At 38.3% G+C, this 18,183-nt stretch carries 20 protein-coding genes and 1 pseudogene; 8 read left to right on the top strand and 13 right to left on the bottom strand.

What is annotated here, in order from left to right:
* The first annotated feature begins 151 nt into the window (after window positions 1-151).
* On the top strand, window positions 152-541 hold the full coding sequence (locus KVT27_RS22390; RefSeq protein WP_036121441.1) for a RidA family protein: 390 nt from the start codon (window positions 152-154) through the stop codon (window positions 539-541).
* Window positions 542-677: 136 nt separating this feature from the next.
* Here KVT27_RS22390 and KVT27_RS22385 read toward each other — a convergent pair whose 3' ends face one another.
* A complete protein-coding gene (locus tag KVT27_RS22385) occupies window positions 678-1,259 on the bottom strand; it encodes a TetR/AcrR family transcriptional regulator (protein ID WP_150906647.1) in 582 nt (193 codons plus the stop codon).
* A 285-nt stretch (window positions 1,260-1,544) separates the two neighbouring features.
* Here KVT27_RS22385 and KVT27_RS22380 point away from each other — a divergent pair, with 285 nt between their 5' ends.
* The 3 genes from KVT27_RS22380 to KVT27_RS22370 are packed head-to-tail and all read left to right on the top strand — an operon-like array spanning window position 1,545 to window position 4,787.
* The gene (locus KVT27_RS22380) at window positions 1,545-2,723 is read left to right on the top strand and encodes an MFS transporter (protein WP_254636241.1); all 1,179 of its coding nucleotides are present in this window, start codon (window positions 1,545-1,547) and stop codon (window positions 2,721-2,723) included.
* Window positions 2,724-2,743: 20 nt separating this feature from the next.
* Window positions 2,744-3,817, top strand: coding sequence for an LLM class flavin-dependent oxidoreductase (locus tag KVT27_RS22375; RefSeq protein WP_217581967.1), 1,074 nt, complete (start codon window positions 2,744-2,746; stop codon window positions 3,815-3,817).
* A 28-nt stretch (window positions 3,818-3,845) separates the two neighbouring features.
* Complete coding sequence (locus tag KVT27_RS22370) at window positions 3,846-4,787, top strand: alpha/beta hydrolase (protein ID WP_217581966.1); 942 nt, start codon at window positions 3,846-3,848, stop codon at window positions 4,785-4,787.
* Window positions 4,788-4,866: 79 nt separating this feature from the next.
* Here the strand turns inward: KVT27_RS22370 and KVT27_RS22365 are convergent, their stop codons facing one another.
* From KVT27_RS22365 to KVT27_RS22345, 5 genes are all read right to left on the bottom strand, one after another.
* Entirely contained in the window at window positions 4,867-5,805 is a 939-nt protein-coding gene (locus KVT27_RS22365; protein ID WP_036121451.1) for a ring-cleaving dioxygenase, read from the bottom strand.
* A gap of 75 nt (window positions 5,806-5,880) precedes the next feature.
* A complete protein-coding gene (locus tag KVT27_RS22360) occupies window positions 5,881-6,474 on the bottom strand; it encodes an NADPH-dependent FMN reductase (RefSeq protein WP_042737428.1) in 594 nt (197 codons plus the stop codon).
* Window positions 6,475-6,613: 139 nt separating this feature from the next.
* On the bottom strand, window positions 6,614-6,958 hold the full coding sequence (locus tag KVT27_RS22355) for a YunG family protein (RefSeq protein ID WP_150906640.1): 345 nt from the start codon (window positions 6,956-6,958) through the stop codon (window positions 6,614-6,616).
* 10 nt (window positions 6,959-6,968) lie between these two features.
* Complete coding sequence (locus KVT27_RS22350) at window positions 6,969-7,493, bottom strand: GNAT family N-acetyltransferase (RefSeq protein WP_217581965.1); 525 nt, start codon at window positions 7,491-7,493, stop codon at window positions 6,969-6,971.
* Window positions 7,494-7,507: 14 nt separating this feature from the next.
* Window positions 7,508-7,927 carry an Lrp/AsnC family transcriptional regulator gene (locus KVT27_RS22345; protein WP_036121455.1) on the bottom strand — a complete coding sequence of 140 codons (420 nt, stop codon included), beginning with the start codon at window positions 7,925-7,927 and terminating at the stop codon, window positions 7,508-7,510.
* Window positions 7,928-8,033: 106 nt separating this feature from the next.
* Between KVT27_RS22345 and KVT27_RS22340 the strand changes: the two genes are divergently transcribed.
* Entirely contained in the window at window positions 8,034-8,438 is a 405-nt protein-coding gene (locus KVT27_RS22340; protein ID WP_036121456.1) for a carboxymuconolactone decarboxylase family protein, read from the top strand.
* A gap of 54 nt (window positions 8,439-8,492) precedes the next feature.
* On the opposite strand, the gene KVT27_RS22335 is transcribed toward KVT27_RS22340, so the two are convergent.
* On the bottom strand, window positions 8,493-8,915 hold the full coding sequence (locus KVT27_RS22335; protein ID WP_081937084.1) for an Rrf2 family transcriptional regulator: 423 nt from the start codon (window positions 8,913-8,915) through the stop codon (window positions 8,493-8,495).
* Between the two features lie 105 nt (window positions 8,916-9,020).
* A complete protein-coding gene (locus tag KVT27_RS22330; RefSeq protein WP_036223716.1) occupies window positions 9,021-9,548 on the bottom strand; it encodes a cupin domain-containing protein in 528 nt (175 codons plus the stop codon).
* 126 nt (window positions 9,549-9,674) lie between these two features.
* On the opposite strand from KVT27_RS22330, the gene KVT27_RS22325 reads away from it, so the two are divergent.
* Complete coding sequence (locus tag KVT27_RS22325; protein ID WP_150906638.1) at window positions 9,675-10,139, top strand: SMI1/KNR4 family protein; 465 nt, start codon at window positions 9,675-9,677, stop codon at window positions 10,137-10,139.
* A 10-nt stretch (window positions 10,140-10,149) separates the two neighbouring features.
* On the opposite strand, the gene KVT27_RS22320 is transcribed toward KVT27_RS22325, so the two are convergent.
* The 3 genes from KVT27_RS22320 to KVT27_RS22310 all read right to left on the bottom strand — a co-directional run bounded on the left by KVT27_RS22320 (window position 10,150) and on the right by KVT27_RS22310 (window position 13,743).
* Window positions 10,150-11,268 carry a serine hydrolase gene (locus KVT27_RS22320; RefSeq protein WP_217581964.1) on the bottom strand — a complete coding sequence of 373 codons (1,119 nt, stop codon included), beginning with the start codon at window positions 11,266-11,268 and terminating at the stop codon, window positions 10,150-10,152.
* A 457-nt stretch (window positions 11,269-11,725) separates the two neighbouring features.
* Entirely contained in the window at window positions 11,726-12,169 is a 444-nt protein-coding gene (locus KVT27_RS22315; RefSeq protein ID WP_036121463.1) for an SRPBCC family protein, read from the bottom strand.
* Between the two features lie 125 nt (window positions 12,170-12,294).
* Window positions 12,295-13,743 (bottom strand): Msr family ABC-F type ribosomal protection protein, encoded by a 1,449-nt coding sequence (locus KVT27_RS22310; protein ID WP_036148057.1) that lies wholly within the window; start codon window positions 13,741-13,743, stop codon window positions 12,295-12,297.
* A 549-nt stretch (window positions 13,744-14,292) separates the two neighbouring features.
* Here KVT27_RS22310 and KVT27_RS22305 point away from each other — a divergent pair.
* Entirely contained in the window at window positions 14,293-15,132 is an 840-nt protein-coding gene (locus tag KVT27_RS22305; protein WP_036121467.1) for a YitT family protein, read from the top strand.
* Between the two features lie 45 nt (window positions 15,133-15,177).
* Here the strand turns inward: KVT27_RS22305 and KVT27_RS22300 are convergent, their stop codons facing one another.
* Window positions 15,178-16,083 carry a D-alanine--D-alanine ligase gene (locus tag KVT27_RS22300; RefSeq protein ID WP_036121469.1) on the bottom strand — a complete coding sequence of 302 codons (906 nt, stop codon included), beginning with the start codon at window positions 16,081-16,083 and terminating at the stop codon, window positions 15,178-15,180.
* Between the two features lie 4 nt (window positions 16,084-16,087).
* Window positions 16,088-17,557 carry a MocR-like pyridoxine biosynthesis transcription factor PdxR gene (gene pdxR / locus KVT27_RS22295; protein WP_217581963.1) on the bottom strand — a complete coding sequence of 490 codons (1,470 nt, stop codon included), beginning with the start codon at window positions 17,555-17,557 and terminating at the stop codon, window positions 16,088-16,090.
* A gap of 353 nt (window positions 17,558-17,910) precedes the next feature.
* Between pdxR and KVT27_RS22290 the strand changes: the two are divergent.
* Window positions 17,911-18,183: pseudogene (locus KVT27_RS22290) on the top strand (hypothetical protein); the annotation flags it as partial.

Here is an 18,183-nt window from a genome sequence, read left to right as displayed (position 1 = left end):
TATATTTTATGAATCTATTATAACCCTTTGTATCGACATATCCAATTTGTAAGTTCATTTATAATGGTATTTGTACTACTTTTATCTATGATTACTCTATGCTATTTTAATGGAGAGATGAAAATGAATAATAGAGAAGGAGATGGATTCAATGAAAATTAGTAGAAATCCAGAAAACATTCATCCACCGGTAGCCCCTTATGTACATCAGATCGAAGTAACAGGACCAAACAGATGGTTAACATTATCCGGGCAAATTGGCATGGAGATAGATGGGTCAATTTCTGAGGATCCGGTTGCCCAATTGAAGATAGCACTAGATAATATTCGGAAAAATCTTGATCATGCCAATATGGAGATTCAAGATATTACAAAGCTCGTGTTTTACTTGGTAGGCGATATGAATGCTCAACAACGAAAAGAAATAATGGATGATTTTTTACAAGGACATCTTCCATGTACAACCTTACTGTACGTAGTGGCACTGGCTGCTCCGGCCATAAAGGTCGAGATTGATGCTTGGGCTTGTAAAGAAGTATAAATTTATTTTATGTAGAGCTTTATAGATATGTGATTTGAATTTAATCATGGAAAAATAACCCAAAAAAACCCTTTAAATTATTATTTTTAAAGGGTTACATGGACATTCATATTTTTTCCTTTACTAGTTTAAAATTTTATTTAAGTAATGTCAGAGTCGTGGCTATTGCATTATCAACGAATGAACGCTGTGGCTGTGATTTCATCATAACAGTTAATCCAATTAACGATACAATGAGTGCCTGTGCAAGTGATTTTGCATCCGTGTCAGCCTCAAGCTCCCCCGCCTGGACTCCTCGCTCAATGGTCTCCTGAAAAATAACTGCTAAATAAAGTTGATGCTCCCTCGTTAAAATCTCAAATCTTTCGTCATGAGGAGCGAGTTCAACCATTGTATTAATACAAAAACAACCGTTACTAAGATCTTTCATATACTCAGCTTGAATCACTTCTTCAAAAAAAGTAGCAAATGACTGCTTTACAGAAACATGACTTTGAAGTCTAGCCCGTATATCAGCTGCTCTAGATGTCGTATATCTACGCAGTGCTGCTTCGAATAGCTCTTTTTTATCCCCAAAGGTTGAATAAATACTTGGACGTTGAATGCCCATTCTTGAAGTAAGATCACTTAGAGAAGTAGCTTCATATCCCTTCTCCCAAAATAACTGCATGGCAGCCTCTAAAACTTTTTCTTCATCAAATTCACGGGTTCTTGCCATAAAATCACCTCCACTGTAGTAGAATTCGCCATTTAAACTATATAAAAATTAAAATACCAAACAGTATGTAATCATTGTATAATCAGCTGGTTCCATTGTCAATTTTACTCTATTTTCAGTAAGAAGGTAAAAATAAATACAAAAAACACTTGACACTATCAATAACGGTAAGATATATTTACCAATAATTATATTGTACCGTTCGGTACGTTATAATGAAATTCTATATGGACTGGAGGATATAAGATGGACGAAGATCTTAGACAGACATGGGATGCACCTGCGATGAATCTACCGTCGTCCATGCCACGCGCTGTCACATTTTTATTCGCAGCAGCCTGTGGAATGTCAGTCGCCAATATTTATTTTGCACAGCCGCTACTAGATCAGCTGTCTATTGCGTTTAATATTGATCCGTCGATTATTGGCGTTGTCATTACAATCACGCAAATCTTTTACGGGATAGGCCTATTGCTTTTAGTGCCACTTGGGGACTTACTTAATCAGCGACGTTTGATTATTGGTCAAATGCTATTATCCACAACTGCTTTAGTTATAGTTGGTACCGCTTCTTATAGCATAGTTCTTTTCACAGGCATGGCTTTAGTAGGTTTACTTGCAGTTGTGACACAAACGCTTGTAGCATTTGCAGCAACCATCGCTTCCCCAGCTAAGCGTGGACGCGTCGTTGGTATTGTTACAAGTGGGATTGTCATTGGCATACTGCTTGCTCGTACCTTCGCAGGACTATTAACTGACCTTGCAGGATGGCGTACTGTCTATCTATTCTCTGCTGCCTTCATGCTCATCATGGTCTGTTTGTTTGTAAAGGTATTACCTACAGTGGAGCGCGAAGTAAAATCACTCACCTACCATCAGCTCATTAAATCTGTGTTCACTTTATTAAAACAAGAACGAACTTTACGTATCCGTGCCGTTCTAGCCATGTTAATTTTTGCTGATTTCAGTATTTTGTGGACATCACTTGTTCTTCCACTTAGTGCACCACCGTTGGCCCTTTCACATAGCGTAATTGGTGCTTTTGGTCTTGTTGGAGTGGCCGGAGCGTTGGCAGCGGCCCGAGCAGGGAAATTGACTGATCGAGGATACGCACAAAGAACAACAGGTATAGCATTAGCACTATTACTATTTTCCTGGTTGTTTATTAGCTATCTAGAGCAATCGTTATTTGCGTTAATTGTAGGAATCGTATTGCTAGATTTAGCTGTACAGGCCGTACATGTTACGAATCAGGCGATAATTCTTCCATTACGTACAGAGGCACGAAGTCGACTTACTGCCGGATATATGATTTTTTATTCCATTGGCAGTGCAAGTGGCTCCATTGCTTCTACTCAAATATATGCACACTTTGGCTGGGAAGGGATTTCTTTCCTCGGAGCTTCAATTAGTGCTCTAGCAATTCTTTTTTGGGTAACGACTCTACGCTTTACAAAACAATAATTTGACAAGGAGAAAGACAAATGGAAATAGGAATTACCTCTTTTGTAGAAACAAAACCAGATGTTCATAGTGGGGAAGTGATTAGTCATGCCCAACGCTTGCGTGAAGTGGTTGAAGAAATTATTCTTGCCGATCAAGTAGGATTGGATGTATTCGGCATTGGCGAGCATCATCGAGAAGACTATGCTGCATCTTCCCCTGCAATGGTGTTGTCCGCCGCTGCTTCACAAACGGAAAAAATACGACTTACAAGTGCGGTGACTGTCCTTTCTTCAGCTGACCCGGTTCGCGTCTATCAAGATTTTTCTACTTTAGATGGACTTTCCAATGGGCGTGCGGAAATTATGGCAGGTCGTGGGTCGTTCATCGAATCCTTCCCGTTATTTGGATATGATTTAAATGACTATGATGAACTATTTGAAGAGCATTTAGATTTATTACTTAAAATTCGTGAGGAAGAAAAAGTAGTGTGGGAAGGAAAGCATCGACCGGCGATCAATAATTTAGGTGTGTATCCAAGACCTGTTCAAAAGTCCTTACCTATTTGGGTTGGTAGTGGAGGAAATCAACAATCAGCCATTCGGGCAGGTCTTTTAGGATTACCACTTATGCTAGCAATCATCGGTGGCAGTCCTATGCAGTTTGCTCCAATCGTACAACTTTATAAAAAAGCTGCTGCTCATGCAGGTCATGATTTATCTAAGCTTCAGGTAGGCTCCCATTCGATAGGGTTCGTTGGCCCGAATAACGAGTGGGCAGCAGATACATTTTTCCCATCTACACAGACAGGCATGAATAAACTGGGCAAAGAACGGGGTTGGCCGTATTATGATCGTTCTAGCTATGATGCTGCACGTAGTTTTGAAGGAGCATTATATGTAGGTGATTCAGAGACAGTTGCTCAGAAAATTATTCATCTTCGTAAACATGTAGGGATCACACGATTTATGTTATACGTACCTTTAAGTACAATGCCACATGATCAAGTCATGCAAGCTATAGAACTTCTAGGAACTGAAGTGGCTCCTCGTGTGCGTGAAGAAGTTGCCCAATGGGAGGCGGAAATGGCTGTAGCAGGACATCTATTTATTTAAAATTTTGTTACTTTAAAGGAGGATTTATATGACAATCAATGACCGAATCTTACCTGAATTAACGCAGGCTTACTCGCAATTTCCAGGCTTTCGCCTAGACGAAGATTTAGAGTGGAGTCGTCGTCTCTTAGCCCAATCACCATTAGAGGAGTCAGAACTTGTATTTACAACTAATCGTACAATTCCTAGAGGTGATGGAGGTGAAATGCTAGTTAAAATATATGAACCCGTTAAACGGAGCAACGATAAACTTCCAGCTATGCTTTGGATTCATGGTGGTGGTTTTGTTATGGGACACCCCGATATGGATGATCTTCTATGTGAACGTTTTGTTCAGACCGCTAACTGCGTTGTCGTTTCTGTTGATTATCGACTTGCTCCTGAACATCCTTATCCAGCCGCGATTGAAGATTGTTATGCAGGGTTAGTATGGATGACAGCTGAGGCTCCATCACTCTGCATTGATGTTAAACGAGTGGCAATTGCTGGTGCAAGTGGAGGCGGAGGGCTAACAGCAGCTCTAGCATTAATGGCTCGCGATAAAGGAGGGCCCGCGATTATATTCCAGATGCCACTGTATCCAATGCTTGATAACCGAAATGAAACACCTTCTAGCTATGAAATTACTGACAGTCACGCAACTTGGAATAGAACAAATAATTTGACCGCTTGGCGTATGTACTTAGGAGAAGAACAGGACACCCATGAACTTTCTCCATATGCGGTTCCTTCAAGAGCAGATAACTTAGCAGGACTACCGCCTACCTACACATGTATAGGCCAACTTGATTTATTCAGAGATGAAACCCTCGACTATGTAGCACGACTTGCTCAAGCAGGAGTAGATGTTGAGATGAATCTCTATCCTGGTAGCTTTCATTGCTTTGATGTCTTTGTGCCGAATGCTGAAATTAGTCAGCGCGCTAGTCAAAATTATTTAGATGCCATGGCCCGTGCGCACAACGGCTGATGAGGATGGCGCCGGATCAAAAAAATGCGAAAATGTTGAGTTCTCAACATTTCGCATTGATTTAAGTAGATTCTATATATTAGTCAAGCTCACGTACTTTAATCGGAATTAATGCACTTTCTAATTGCTCTCGTTGTTGCTCATATTGAGATGGTAACATTAATTGGCTTCCCATCGTCTCCATTGTTTCGTCATGAGCAAATCCCGGAGGATCCGTAGCAATTTCAAATAAAATTTCACCAGGTTCACGGAAATAAATCGCATTAAAATAATTACGATCCTTGACTTCCGTTACATGTTGACCATGATTCATAACATACTCTTGCCATTCTAAATGATCCGTATTATCTTGTGCTCTCCACGCAATATGGTGAACCGTCCCTACACCCATTTGTCCACGTTGTCCTACAACCACTTTTAAATCAACTGTGTTGCCAATCTCCGCATTAGATTTAAAACGAGTATAGTCACCCTCTGTCGCTACTCTTTCAAGACCCATTACCTCTGTTAAAACTTTTGCAGTCTCTTCAGGGTGGCTAGAATATAATGTAGCTCCACCAAATCCTTTAATGGCAACCTCTGGCGTTACTTCTCCAAATGTCCAGTTATTTAATTCGCCTGCAGAACGCGCAACGAGTTCGATATGCAGACCGTGCGGATCATCGAACTGAATGACTTGCTCACCAAAGCGTTCAGCTTTTTGGAAAGGAATCGAAAATTTTGCTAAACGATTAATCCAAAATGGTAGTGCCCCCTCTGGTACAACATACGTTGTGACACCAACTTGACCGTCACCAATACGCCCTTGATAAGCATTGGCCCAAGGGAAGAATGTAATGATTGTTCCAGGTTTCCCACCTGCATCACCGAAATATAAATGATATGTGCCAGGATCATCGAAGTTTACTGTTTGTTTCACTAAACGCAAGCCTAATACACCTGCATAAAAATCAATATTCTCTTGTGGATGGCCTACAATAGCTGTGATATGGTGAATACCTGCTGTATGTTTTTTCATGTTAACATGCCCTTTCCTGACTAATTTTTCTCTCCCATACTTTATCCAATTTCGTCCTATCTCAAACGCGTAAGCTTAACGAATAGTGTATAAAGCTTTTGACCATGGGATTACTTGATCTAACATTTGATTGACTGAATCAGTTTGTACAGCTTGTGGTTTAAAGTCTGAACCATTTTCAAAATCTGTGAATAATGATAATGCAGGGTGAACACGTACATCTGCGATTAAAAGCTCACCCATGATGCCACGTAAATGTTCTGCTGCACGAGCACCACCTACAGAACCATATGAAACGATACCTGCTGCTTTGTTATTCCACTCAACACGTAAATAATCTAGTGCATTTTTTAGAGCGCCTGTAATAGAGTGATTGTATTCTTGTACGATGAACACAAATCCATCTTGTTTAGCAATAACTTCTGACCAAGCCTGTGCACCTGAAGCATCTTGCCCTGGCTCTCCTAATAATGGCAATTTATAATCAGCGATATCAATCACTGTATAGTTTGCATCTCCTCGTTGATCTGCAATTTCCTTTACCCATTGCGCTACCTGAGGACTTACACGTCCCTCACGTGTTGATCCAATAATAATACCGATATTTAATTCTGCCATTGCTTGTTCCTCCTCTTTTTTTGAAGAAAATAATTTATTCCAAAAACCCATTATTGTACCTCCTTACGAAAGCTAAAGGTTTGAATTCATTTATCTTGAATTTATTTATCTTGAATTCGAGATAATAATAACATGCCTCTTTCCTAAACGTCAACACCTTTGTTTTATTAATTTGAAAAAGCAGAGGAATCTATCCCTCTGCTTTTACTAGATGTCTATTAACTTGTGATTTTAAACAGCTATATTGAGCATTATTTGTATCCTGATAGGCCTCTGTCCTATTCGAATCAATGTCTTGATAATCAATTTTAGATGAAAACTGCTCTTCCGTAAAATCTATTCTCTCTCCATTTATTACATTATAAAAGTGCCAGCCTTCATCCAAACGTGTTTTCCTAATTTCCCCGCCAAGTATATCTTGCACCACTAGAGAGGTAACACCACATTGTCCTTTTGCAGGATTTTCAACGCTCCATTTAGAACTTGATTGGGCCGACCAAGATTGCCTTAGAGCGTTTAATACATTTTTCTTCATGCTTGTCTCCTTAAAATGGAACGTAATCTATTTTAATAGGCGTTGGATTTCCTAAAACCCAATCTTCTTTAATAGCACCATAGACAATACTATCGGTCACTGTGCCATCTTCATTTTCCCAGGCATTTCGTAAATAGCCTTCCTTCACAAAACCAGCTTTGCTAAAACATTTCCGCATCCCTATATTGTCAACTCTTGTATAGCCTTCAATACGAATCTTACCCCTTACCTCAAATAGATACTCTTGTAACCATCGAAGTGCCATTACGCCATATCCTTTCCCCCTACAATTTGTATGTAGGCGGATATCAAACAGTGGGATGGTGTCACTGATATCATGAATAAAGATAATTCCTACTCTATTTCCATTTTCCATTATCCAATATGTTTCACGATCATTCTCATAATATCCCTTTGCGAACGCTGCTCGAACGCTCTCTTCTTTTACGTGCTGATTGGTGTGGTAAATCCATTTATTTTGAGTTAGTAAATGGACTAAGTCATCTATTTCACCCGTAAATAATTTGATTTCCATAAAGATCCCCTTTTTTATAAGTCCTCACATATATCAGAAAAGATAAAATTGGTTTTTGTATGTGCATATAGCTGTAAATCATCAATAAATTGCTCTACATCAGAAAAAGATTGAAAATGAGCCTTTAATAAGAAACAAGCCTCTCCTGATATTCGATAGCAAAAATTGACGTTTGTAAATGTCAGGATATGTTCTTTAAAATCTGCATAGCGATTATTTTTAATTGTTGCCTCTATTATAGCTTCAATGGGAAAGCCTAGCGCCTTTGAATTAATGTCTAATGTATATTTCCTTATAACTTGCTGTTCCTCTAAATGTCGTACCCTTTCACGAACTGCAGGGGCCGATAAATGTACTCTTCTGCCTAACTCACTCATAGAAATTCGGCTATCTTTTTTCAATTCTGTTAGTATTGTTTCATTAATGAAATCCATTGTAGAAAATTCCCTTCATTTTAAAGGAGAAAGAAAATATTTCCCTTCGAATTGGTATGTGAACAAGGCCATTCATATTTTACACTAATTATAGGAGGGAACATTAATGACACTCATTCATTTATATGACAAGGGCTTAACGCCATTTCAACAACTACTAGGCTATAACGAGGAAATACAGTCGCATTGGTTACAATTAGGAGAAACGGTCGAAAAGGACGGTCATTTATCTGCACATTTAAAAGAAGAGGTCCGAAAAACATTAGCACAAAAAAATGGTTGTCAATATTGTCAGGCGAAAGGTATACCTGACCCTCAACATTACGATGAGAAAACAGCCGTTTGTACAGGTTTTGCTGAGGCATTTTTAGTGACTAAAGGTCATACCGCACCCTATGTCACCGCTGTCTTAAAAGAATATTTAACAGAGGCTGAAATCAGTGAACTACTGGCATTTATTTGTTTCACAACCGCACAGCAATACTTTGGGGCTCTTATGCAATTGAAATAACAATAGAACTAGAGTCCCCTAGTTCTTATCCATCCATTTCAACATTCTAGCCGCCTACTTCATTTTTTTATCGATTTCATGAGCAATATCAATAATCAATTTATTACTTAGCTCTTCTTTCATATTGTTCTCAGCATCCACCATTACTTGCTCAATGAGACAACCTTCATTATGAAAGGAATCCTCGTGGTCAGAGGAACAGCTGAATAATGAGGTTTGTCCCTCGATTGCGTAAATCACATCTAAAAAGGAAACTTCTTGAGGGCGCTTCGAAATGCGATAACCTCCATTGACCCCTGGATTTGATTCGATTAACCCCGCCTTTACAAGCTTTGTTAAAATTTTTGAAAGATAGGTTGGAGATAGTTTCTGCATGTCTGCTAGTGTCTCAACATTCATTGATTTTCCTTTAGGCGTATGCGTTAAAAATACCATTGTATGTAACGCATAGTTTGTTGCTTTTGAATATTTCATCATTCATTACCTTCTTTCATTAATTAAGGACCTTTATTATCTGCAATTAAAAAACATTCTACCATATATCGAGAAAAAAGCATGTTTAATAAAACACGCTTTTTATTTTTAATTTTCTTGACCATAGCCCGCTTCCTCAGACTCTGCATCTGCCTTCGTCACATGAATAGTCCCAGATGGATGATTGGGAGGCGCATAAATCGTGTAGAGCTTTAATGGTTCATTTCCTATATTCGTAATATTATGCCATGTCCCTGCGGGTACCATGATGGCCGTATCTTCAGAAACATTTCTTTGAACGTTTAAATAATCCTTAGTCGGTCCCATTTGGGCAATTCCCTTACCCTCTTCAATACAAATGAATTGATCGACATGCGGATGCACTTCTAAGCCAATATCATCACCTACATCGATGCTCATCACAGTTACTTGTAAGTTTGACCCTGTCCATAATGCTGTGCGGTAATTTCTGTTTTGCTTTGTAACGTCCTCTATGTCCACAACGAATGGCTCTGGTCCATAATCTCTCCGCATATTACTTCTGGTCCCCTGCTCTAGCTGTGTTGGATAAGCCCAATAAACAGGGTGGTAGCCATAGTTATACACGGGGTAATTATGATAATAAGGGTAATGCATTGATCTCAATCCTCTCACATATTATAAACGTATAGTATGCAGACAGTCGAAGGAATGTACGAATTCTAGCTACCTTAACTACAAGGGCGCTCTTTAAATATCATTATGAAAAAGTGAGGTTTTTTGATGTATGAGAATTTAATAAAAAAGCTAGCTCATACCACATCGATTAAGTGGCATCCCGAATGCAATGTAAAAGATAGCTGGATAGCCGAAGCAGAATTAGAGCTAGGATTTCAATTACCGCCCTCTTATTGCTGGTGGTTAATGAATTATGGCAATGCCCGACTAAATGGAGGAAACATTCTGACGGTCAGTCAACCTGAATACAGAGATATCGGCGATAGCGACATTCTCTATATTCACCGTCTGAACTTGGCTGATGAAGATTGGTACAGAAAATATCCAAATAGATTGGACTTATTTGTCCCAGACGCAGATGAGCTTTATTTTTTCGATTTATCCGCAAAAGATAAAGATGGGGAATTTCCCGTCATGTGTTATGACCTAATGAATGATATGATTGATGAGTACGCAGCTACATTCTCTGCTTTTCTTGAAAGATTACTTGATGAACATAGATCATTTTAAAGGTCATTCACTACATAGATAATTCCCTTTGAAGACGCGTCCTAAATTTTTCGTCTGTAAGAAATTTTAATTGAAAACTATTCATGCTAGTAGATAATTTAATTTGTTGTATTGTATTTAAGTCGTTAGCAAAAAAGGCTATCTCCGTCTGATTCCCATCCTTATCTTCCGCATAGGCGGCTAGTGTCAATACGAAGGCTGTTGACCCTCCTTTTTGACCTGCATGTGTAAGCCATTCTTGATTCCTAGGGTTTTGCATCAATTGTTCCATCACAGGATCTAAGTATTTATGTACATCTTCTGTAAAGTAATTTTTACTATTCAACTTTTCTAAAATAGAAATGTAGTCACTAGTAGAAGCCCTTATTAAACGATCAGACCATACCCTCTGAACATCCATATTGAGCATTTTTATTGCCTGAGCTTTCTCCTCTTTTGTTAAAGGTTTTTCTAGCCATTTCTCATGAATAACCATTGCCCGCTCTCGATATTCAGCCATCCCCATATCTTTTAAAGCCGCTAGTACTTCTTTTTTCGTTAGACTCTTTTCATCTAGCAATTGAATCGGGATGTAGAGAGCACTTGCGATTGGATAGAGGGGTTCATGACCCTTTACATCCAGTTGAGTGAGAACCTCATTAATAGTTTGGAGCCCTAGTACATGCATTAAATAATCTGTATTGGCATTAGAACTATAAGTAATCATTCCCTTTGCAACCTCGCTCAGCGGCACACTTTCCTTGCCATTGAGGTTTAACTGCGCGAGCCACGCTTCATGTGCGCCACCATCTGTTTTTGGGATATAAAATGTCTCTAATTCCCTTAAGCGAACTTGTTGCTGAGGATTAATATGTCCATCTGCGGCTTGTTGCGCATATGCGATAGCGACGATTATTTTAACCGTACTGGCTAAAGGCAGTGGTTCCTTTGTATGCTGCTCTACCCAGCTTTGGCGATTATATTGTATCGCTATGGAAACATTTTTATTGCCCTTATTCTCTTTCATAAATTGCACAATATATTCAGGGTCGTCTTTCTTGACTTCTTTTTGGATTTTCCAAAATACAATGCCTATGACAAACCCTGTACATACTAAAAGGCCACCAGTTAGCCAAACCCACTTTTTCATACCAATCCCTCCTTTATGCTGTAGATGAATGATTTAATCAGAGCGCTATTGCCCTATTTATAGCTTCAGGTGGCATGACTTCTACAACTAGGCACACGAAATTTCTAAATTGGTTCGAAGCAAATTGTAGCCGTAATGTCCATTCTCCCCCATCCTTCATCCCGGAAGGTAAGAAAGGGATGTTCAGCAAAGCATTGATGAATTTAGTCATCGATTTTTCTTGAGAAATAAAACGAATGCTAATGAAGCCAAAAAAATAAACTTAGAAAAACACTCGATAAATTAGCCATATATTGAATGTAATAATGAGTATCCATTATTGTACTTTGTTGAAGCATTAAATTAGAAACAATCGTCAGACTAAATAACGAAATAACAGCGATCAAAATGATATAAAATGAAAAAATTCGTTTATCCAAAAAATCACCTCAAAAATAGGTCATCAAATCTTACTACTCTAATGAATTAATGAAGCTCTTAAAGTATTTATGCCATTTTCTAAGTATCCTTTGAGACAGGTTAATGTATAAATCCAGCCTTCTTTTTGACCCATCATTTTCGTCACAATTTCCGGATCATGTGCGTTCAGTCCTGATTCCACTACCTCTATGATTGTCTCACCTTGATATTCCTCAAGAGTCATAGTAACAATCGTCACTTCACCATGCTCCTCTCCCCAAGAAAATACAATTTTTTTGTTAGTCTCTATTTCAAGTACTGAGATAATTCCTTCTGCGCTATACTCCTCGTATCTCAATGTAATCCTCTTCCCCTCTGCCCATCTTTCAGAGCTACTAGAAAACCAATAATGTCCGATTTCAGTAGGAGAAATAATGGCTTCAAAAACTTTATGAGCTGGCTGCTTGATTTTTAATTTAGTCGTCACATTCGTATTCAACATCGATCATCATCCTTTTCATAGTGTCTATCTATCACATTCGCCAAATTTTCCCTCTTCCCTCTCTTTGATTAAAACTTTAATAAAAAAATGCGATTCCTCCTAATGGTAGAATCGCATCTTTACAGTTAAAATATCTTATTACTTTTTATTGTAAATTGTATGTCTGCTACATTTTCAATAAAATTTTTATCATGAGTTACGAAGATTATGGTTCCCTCATAAGCCGTTATAAATTGCTCTAGCGCCTCTAATGCTTGAATATCTAAGAAGTTAGTTGGCTCATCTAATAACAGTATATTATAGCTTCCTAAAAACAGATAACACAGCTGGAGGCGTACCGCTTCACCACCGCTTAAAGAGTTCACACCCTTTTGTATATCAGTTCCTACAAACTGCATGGAACTTAGAACGCTTCGTAAAAAGCCTTCATCGCAATCAGAGCGATTTTTTAAAAATTGGAGGACCGTTTCCTCACTTTTAAATTGGTAGCCCATTTGATGAAAATAGCCTATTTTGGCCTTAGGGGAAATGGTTAACCCATCCCCATAGTTTGCAATATGTTGTAGTAAGGTACTTTTCCCACAACCGTTACTACCTGCAAGTGCAATTTTTTTACCCAATGGTATTTGAAAGCTTACGACATCCAATAGGACTTTTCCTGGAACGTGTAAAGTGAATTGATCTGCCATAATCGGAAATTTATTGTGTAATTCCAATGCCTTCGATTGTCGAAAAACTATATTTCTGTCTACCTGCACCGCATCTACTTTCTGAAGCTTCTCTATTCGCTGTTCTATTGCCTTGGCTGCACGTTGTACGTTTTTTTGACTTGTCCCTTTGGACTTTGTCATAAACATGCGGTTCGGCTTTGCATGAGCCTCTCTTTTTGACATGTTACCTGCTTGGGTAATTTTTTCAGCCTTTTTCATTTTATCTTCGGCAGCTTGTTCAAGACGACTTCTTTCTTTCAAGTATAAGTCATGCGCCTGACGTTGTTGATCTTGCTCCAGCTGCTTTTGCCAAGCATAATTACTATAATTGCCAGAATAAATGTTTACTGTGCCCCCATCAATCTCCCAAATTGTTGTGACCAATTGATTCAGAACCGCACGGTCATGGCTAATTAGTACGAGCGCACCATAGTAATAACGCAATTCATCCACTAGAAATGAAATACCCTCTTGATCTAAATGTGTTGTTGGTTCATCAATGAGCAGTGCTTCCTCATAGAAAGAAAATAAATGAGCTAACTTTAATCTCGTTTGTTCCCCACCACTGAGTCCTTCAGAATTTACTGGAATAGCTAATTTCCCTAATAACTGTGGCTCTGCCTCTACAGGCGTTGGTGCTTCCATTTGTTCAAAATAGCCGAACTGTACATGACTATTTACCATCCCACTTGTCGGCTGAACCTTGCTAGCAAGTAACTTCATTAATGTACTTTTTCCAGCGCCATTTTTCCCAACGATACCGATTCGATCGAATTGATGAATGGCTAATTTTTCAATGTTTAAAATCTCTTTATCAAAATAATTTACAATTACGTGTTCTAATTCAAAGCAAACTTTTTCCATATGACTACCTCCCGAAATTAACTCATTTCGTATCGATAGCTATGGTACCGATACGAGCCTCTAGTTAAAGCTCATATCAAAAGAATAATAGCATATGCATGATCTATTCCTCCTTATTGGATAAAACAAAAAATCACAGACAATTTGCCTGTGATCCAAGTAACTAGGATATATTAAAGAATAAGCAGCCTCTTTAAATAAAGGCGTGAGCTGTTCTCTTTCTTGCGCAATTGAAGATGATTAAAAAAGGACAGACTATCCCTTATACTCTGGCTTCACAAACAGAGTTTTTGACCCTATTCAGTTATTGGTTCAAAACGGTGCAACGTAGTCTCATTGAATATGTCATTTTTTAATAATCCTCCTTAAAAGTATTATGATTATTATAAATATTTATTCTAATTAGTCAAGGTCTTCTTGGTCTAAAGACAAACAAAAAAGGTCGATATATCCTAAATGAATATTACAAAAAAAGTATATCATTTGGTGAAAACCTGATATAGTATGGATTTAAGAAAAAATCTAATTTGATATGGTGGTGTTATGTGAATGAAAAAATACGTAATAGATATTTTAATGATTATGCTTGGATCGCTGCTTTTTGCCCTGGCAGTTAACTTATTTGTTATTCCAAATGATTTGGGTGAAGGTGGCGTAACGGGCTTAACGATTATAGCCTATTATCTTTTCGGATGGTCTCCGAGTATTGTCAGCTTTATTATGAATGCGGCTTTACTACTAGTTGGCTATAAATTTCTAAATAGACAAACAACCATTTATACGATCATTGCGGTCTCATTCCATTCTTTATTTTTACATTTAACAGAATCTTGGTCGATTTCCTCAAATGAAATTATTGTAAATACGATTTTTGGTGGAGTATTTGCTGGGGTTGGTATTGGTTTGATTATTAGAGTCGGTGGTACAACGGCAGGTTCTACGATTTTAGCTAGAATCACCAACAAGTACCTTGGCTGGAGTATTAGCTATGGACTTTTATTCTTTGATTTAATCGTTGCTTTTTCATCTTATTTTATCATCGGTGCAGAGGCATTAATGTTAACAATAATCATGCTTTATGTTGGTACTAAGGTGATGGAGTTCGTTATTGAAGGGGTTAATCCTAAAAAAGCAGTTACGATCATCTCTAAAAACCCAGAAGACATTGCTGGACAGGTAACTGCTTATATGAACCGCGGAGTTACGGTACTTTCCGGTCATGGCTATTATACAAAGGAACAAAAAGAAATTTTGTATATCGTCATTAGTAAGCAAGAAGTTGTAAAGCTCAAAAAAATTGTCAAAGAAGTCGACAAGGATGCCTTTATTGCCATTCATGATGTAAGGGATGTTTTTGGAGAAGGCTTTATTGAATTAGCTAAATCTTAAGATAGTAAAACACCTTTTGTAGGAAAGCAAAAGGTGTTTTTTCTATTACCTATTATCAATCTGTAAGGAGCTATCAATAATGCTATCCAATAGGGCAGAATAGCTAATTCCTGCAGCAAAGGCGCTTTTTGGTAGCAGGCTATTTTGGGTCATGCCAGGTAATGTATTAACCTCCAATACATAAGGAACGCCCTCCTTAATTAACATATCTACTCTAGCATACACACTACATTTTAAAGACTTATAGCTGGTCATAGCAGCCTTTGCCACACGGTCATGAATCGCAAGTGGGAGCTCCACAGGCTCCTCTATTGTAGAAGCATCATCATATTTCGCCTGGTAGTCAAAAAATACTGCTGTATGTTTGATTGAAAGGACTGGCAATAGCCTATCATTGAGGATTGGGCATGTAATTTCGTCACCAATCATGTACTGCTCAATAATAATTTCGTTATCCCACTTCAATACCTCTGCAACAGCCGTCAATAAGGCATTTCGATCATGAACAATTTGAACACCTACACTAGAGCCACCAGCATTTGGTTTAACGACCAGCGGATAACCCATCAGCTCTATGTCCTGTAATGGCAGCTCCTCGCCCTTTACGAGATGCATCCAATCTGGTGTGGCGATCCCTTCATAGCGCAGTATTTTCTTGGCCATATTTTTATCCATGCACAAACTACTTGCTAGAAGACCACTTCCTGTATAAGGAATACCCAATGTTTCTAATACACCCTGAATCGTGCCATCCTCTCCAAACTTACCGTGCAGTGCTAATAAAGCTACATCGATACCTTGCACTTTTTCTATTACCTCTTGATGGTCTTCCAATACTATTTCAACAACATCGTATTTTTGTTTATTTAAATGAGCAACCATTTCCTTCCCTGTCATAATCGAAACCTGCTTTTCAGAGGAGGTACCGCCCATAATTACGCCCACTTTCATCTTTTCAACCCCTTCTATCATTTCTTAATGTATCCCCAATAATTTGAATCCCCCGGACAATATCTTCTTCTGATAAACGGGAAAACCCTAGGCGAAATGTATTTTTACCAAGACCATTTGTATAAAATACATCTCCTGGATAGAACACCACACCTTCGTCATAACATTTTTCTAATAATCTGCGAGCATCTATGCCCTCTTCTAGTTCAATAAAGAGATGAAGTCCTCCATCCCCTGTGATTTTGCAAAATGGAATGTACTCCATACAGGCTTGACGAGCAAGCTCATACTTTTTCTTATAAACAGCTCTTGCTTTCTTTAAATATTTTTCAAAATAACCATCCTGTAAATATTGATATAACACTGCCTGATCCAGTGTCGATGTATGAATTGTTCGCGCTCTTTTCATGCTTTCTAGGCTAGCAATTAGCTCCTTATCTGCTAAAATCCAGCCAACACGTAAGCCTGGGAAAAGGATTTTAGAAAAGCTGCCAATATAGACAATGTTATTACCTGAACCACTAAATGCGATTAGTGGTGCCAAATGAGAGCTTGAATACCTTAATTCCTCATTAAAGCCATCTTCTACGATAGGTATTTGATAGTTGGAAAAAAGCTGAAAAATAGCATTCCTCTTCTCAGAGGAGGTAACAATTCCTGTTGGATTATGATAGGACGGGATGAGATAGGCAAAATCAAAATCCATTTTGGCTAATATTTTTTCTACCTGCTCCATGTCAATGCCATCATCGCTCATATCAACGCCATGTATTTCTAGCCCATGTAAACGAAAAAGCTTCAATGCTGCGTGATGTGTAGGGTTTTCACATAGAACACGCCCAGATTTTTTAGCTATTGAGGATAATAAAATATCGAGTCCCTCCGTAAAGCCGTTAGTAATTAAAATATCTTTATTAGAAATATCTACACCCTTCATTTCCATATAGCGAAGGAGATAATCAATTAAAGGTTTATACCCTTTTGCATAGCCATAATTCAAGACAATATCGCCTTCAAGGGACATACGTGTAAGAAAAGCCCTTTTGAAATTTTCAACATCAAAAAGCTTTTCTTCCGGAGCAATACTAGTAAAGGAGATCATCCCTTTTTGCCACTGAATATCTTGTCGTACTAAATCAATTTCATCTGCTAACAAAGTTGCTGTATTCAGCCTATTTTTCCAGTCAAGTTCGATAGGGGACGTTTTCAAAGTAGTAACCTTTCCTACAAAGTTCCCTTTTCCTTTCACTGCGTAAATGATGCCGTCCTGCTCTAGCTCAGCATATGCATTCAGCACTGTATTTCTGCTAACCGCTAATAGCTTACTAAGTTCACGCGTAGATGGAAGCTTTTGATGTTCTAACAGATGCCCTTTGACAATCATATCTTGAACATAATCCTTCAGTTGCACATAAACAGGACGATCATCCACCATCTTAAAATCATTAAACAATCCCTGACCCCCTTGCTTCATTCTTGCATAACGCGAGTGAACTCAAAAGGTCCACTCAGTATGTAATTTCCTATTGTAGTGGTTGTTCTTCTTTCTATCTTATTTCAAAATTATTATACGTATCAAACGTGATGAAGATCGTTCACAATATTAACTATGTGCCACACTACGATAAGGGTCATAATAATTTATTTAAGCTCGAACTGTTTATAAGGAAATCGAGGTTCAACAAACATTTATCCATTGTCCATCGGGTCAACAAGCGGCGGATAATGAAACAGGTAAATGCGCCACTTTCATTGCAAAGTAATCGACCCCACTATTGCCAAAGGGTACAATAATAATTTAGAGGTGGTTCATGACCAATTGGTCTTATGAGAAGGACAGTACCACTTCCAATTCCAGATGAAAGAGTGATTGTCATGATTAATGGAGGTAGACTCTTACAACATCTTCAAGACTTAAGCCGAATCGGCTGCAATGAAGCTACAGGTGGGATTAATCGCTTCTCCTTTACATCAGTAGAAAAACAGGCTATTGAGCTAGTGACCATTTATATGGAACAGGCTGGCATGAAAGTAACGGTTGACGCTGTTGGAAATCTCATTGGTACTTATGGTGAAGGCGATGAAACCATTATGCTAGGC

It is taken from the genome of Lysinibacillus sp. GbtcB16 (genome assembly GCF_019091145.1).
GTDB lineage: Bacteria > Bacillota > Bacilli > Bacillales_A > Planococcaceae > Lysinibacillus > Lysinibacillus fusiformis.
The sequence above is the reverse complement of the archived record's forward strand: the minus strand, read 5'-3'. Positions and strand labels throughout refer to the sequence as shown.

What these genes read in the sequence shown, in the direction of transcription:
- KVT27_RS22345 (WP_036121455.1), bottom strand. Translation starts at nt 7,927, where the DNA reads ATGGATTTCATTAATGAAACAATACTAACAGAATTGAAAAAAGATAGC.
- KVT27_RS22330 (WP_036223716.1), bottom strand. Translation starts at nt 9,548, where the DNA reads ATGCATTACCCTTATTATCATAATTACCCCGTGTATAACTATGGCTAC.
- KVT27_RS22320 (WP_217581964.1), bottom strand. Translation starts at nt 11,268, where the DNA reads ATGAAAAAGTGGGTTTGGCTAACTGGTGGCCTTTTAGTATGTACAGGG.
- KVT27_RS22390 (WP_036121441.1), top strand. Translation starts at nt 152, where the DNA reads ATGAAAATTAGTAGAAATCCAGAAAACATTCATCCACCGGTAGCCCCT.
- KVT27_RS22385 (WP_150906647.1), bottom strand. Translation starts at nt 1,259, where the DNA reads ATGGCAAGAACCCGTGAATTTGATGAAGAAAAAGTTTTAGAGGCTGCC.
- KVT27_RS22305 (WP_036121467.1), top strand. Translation starts at nt 14,293, where the DNA reads ATGAAAAAATACGTAATAGATATTTTAATGATTATGCTTGGATCGCTG.
- KVT27_RS22380 (WP_254636241.1), top strand. Translation starts at nt 1,545, where the DNA reads ATGAATCTACCGTCGTCCATGCCACGCGCTGTCACATTTTTATTCGCA.
- KVT27_RS22365 (WP_036121451.1), bottom strand. Translation starts at nt 5,805, where the DNA reads ATGAAAAAACATACAGCAGGTATTCACCATATCACAGCTATTGTAGGC.
- KVT27_RS22375 (WP_217581967.1), top strand. Translation starts at nt 2,744, where the DNA reads ATGGAAATAGGAATTACCTCTTTTGTAGAAACAAAACCAGATGTTCAT.
- KVT27_RS22370 (WP_217581966.1), top strand. Translation starts at nt 3,846, where the DNA reads ATGACAATCAATGACCGAATCTTACCTGAATTAACGCAGGCTTACTCG.
- KVT27_RS22350 (WP_217581965.1), bottom strand. Translation starts at nt 7,493, where the DNA reads ATGGAAATCAAATTATTTACGGGTGAAATAGATGACTTAGTCCATTTA.
- KVT27_RS22355 (WP_150906640.1), bottom strand. Translation starts at nt 6,958, where the DNA reads ATGAAGAAAAATGTATTAAACGCTCTAAGGCAATCTTGGTCGGCCCAA.
- KVT27_RS22325 (WP_150906638.1), top strand. Translation starts at nt 9,675, where the DNA reads ATGTATGAGAATTTAATAAAAAAGCTAGCTCATACCACATCGATTAAG.
- KVT27_RS22335 (WP_081937084.1), bottom strand. Translation starts at nt 8,915, where the DNA reads ATGATGAAATATTCAAAAGCAACAAACTATGCGTTACATACAATGGTA.
- KVT27_RS22315 (WP_036121463.1), bottom strand. Translation starts at nt 12,169, where the DNA reads ATGTTGAATACGAATGTGACGACTAAATTAAAAATCAAGCAGCCAGCT.
- KVT27_RS22300 (WP_036121469.1), bottom strand. Translation starts at nt 16,083, where the DNA reads ATGAAAGTGGGCGTAATTATGGGCGGTACCTCCTCTGAAAAGCAGGTT.
- KVT27_RS22310 (WP_036148057.1), bottom strand. Translation starts at nt 13,743, where the DNA reads ATGGAAAAAGTTTGCTTTGAATTAGAACACGTAATTGTAAATTATTTT.
- KVT27_RS22340 (WP_036121456.1), top strand. Translation starts at nt 8,034, where the DNA reads ATGACACTCATTCATTTATATGACAAGGGCTTAACGCCATTTCAACAA.
- pdxR (WP_217581963.1), bottom strand. Translation starts at nt 17,557, where the DNA reads ATGAAGCAAGGGGGTCAGGGATTGTTTAATGATTTTAAGATGGTGGAT.
- KVT27_RS22360 (WP_042737428.1), bottom strand. Translation starts at nt 6,474, where the DNA reads ATGGGTTTTTGGAATAAATTATTTTCTTCAAAAAAAGAGGAGGAACAA.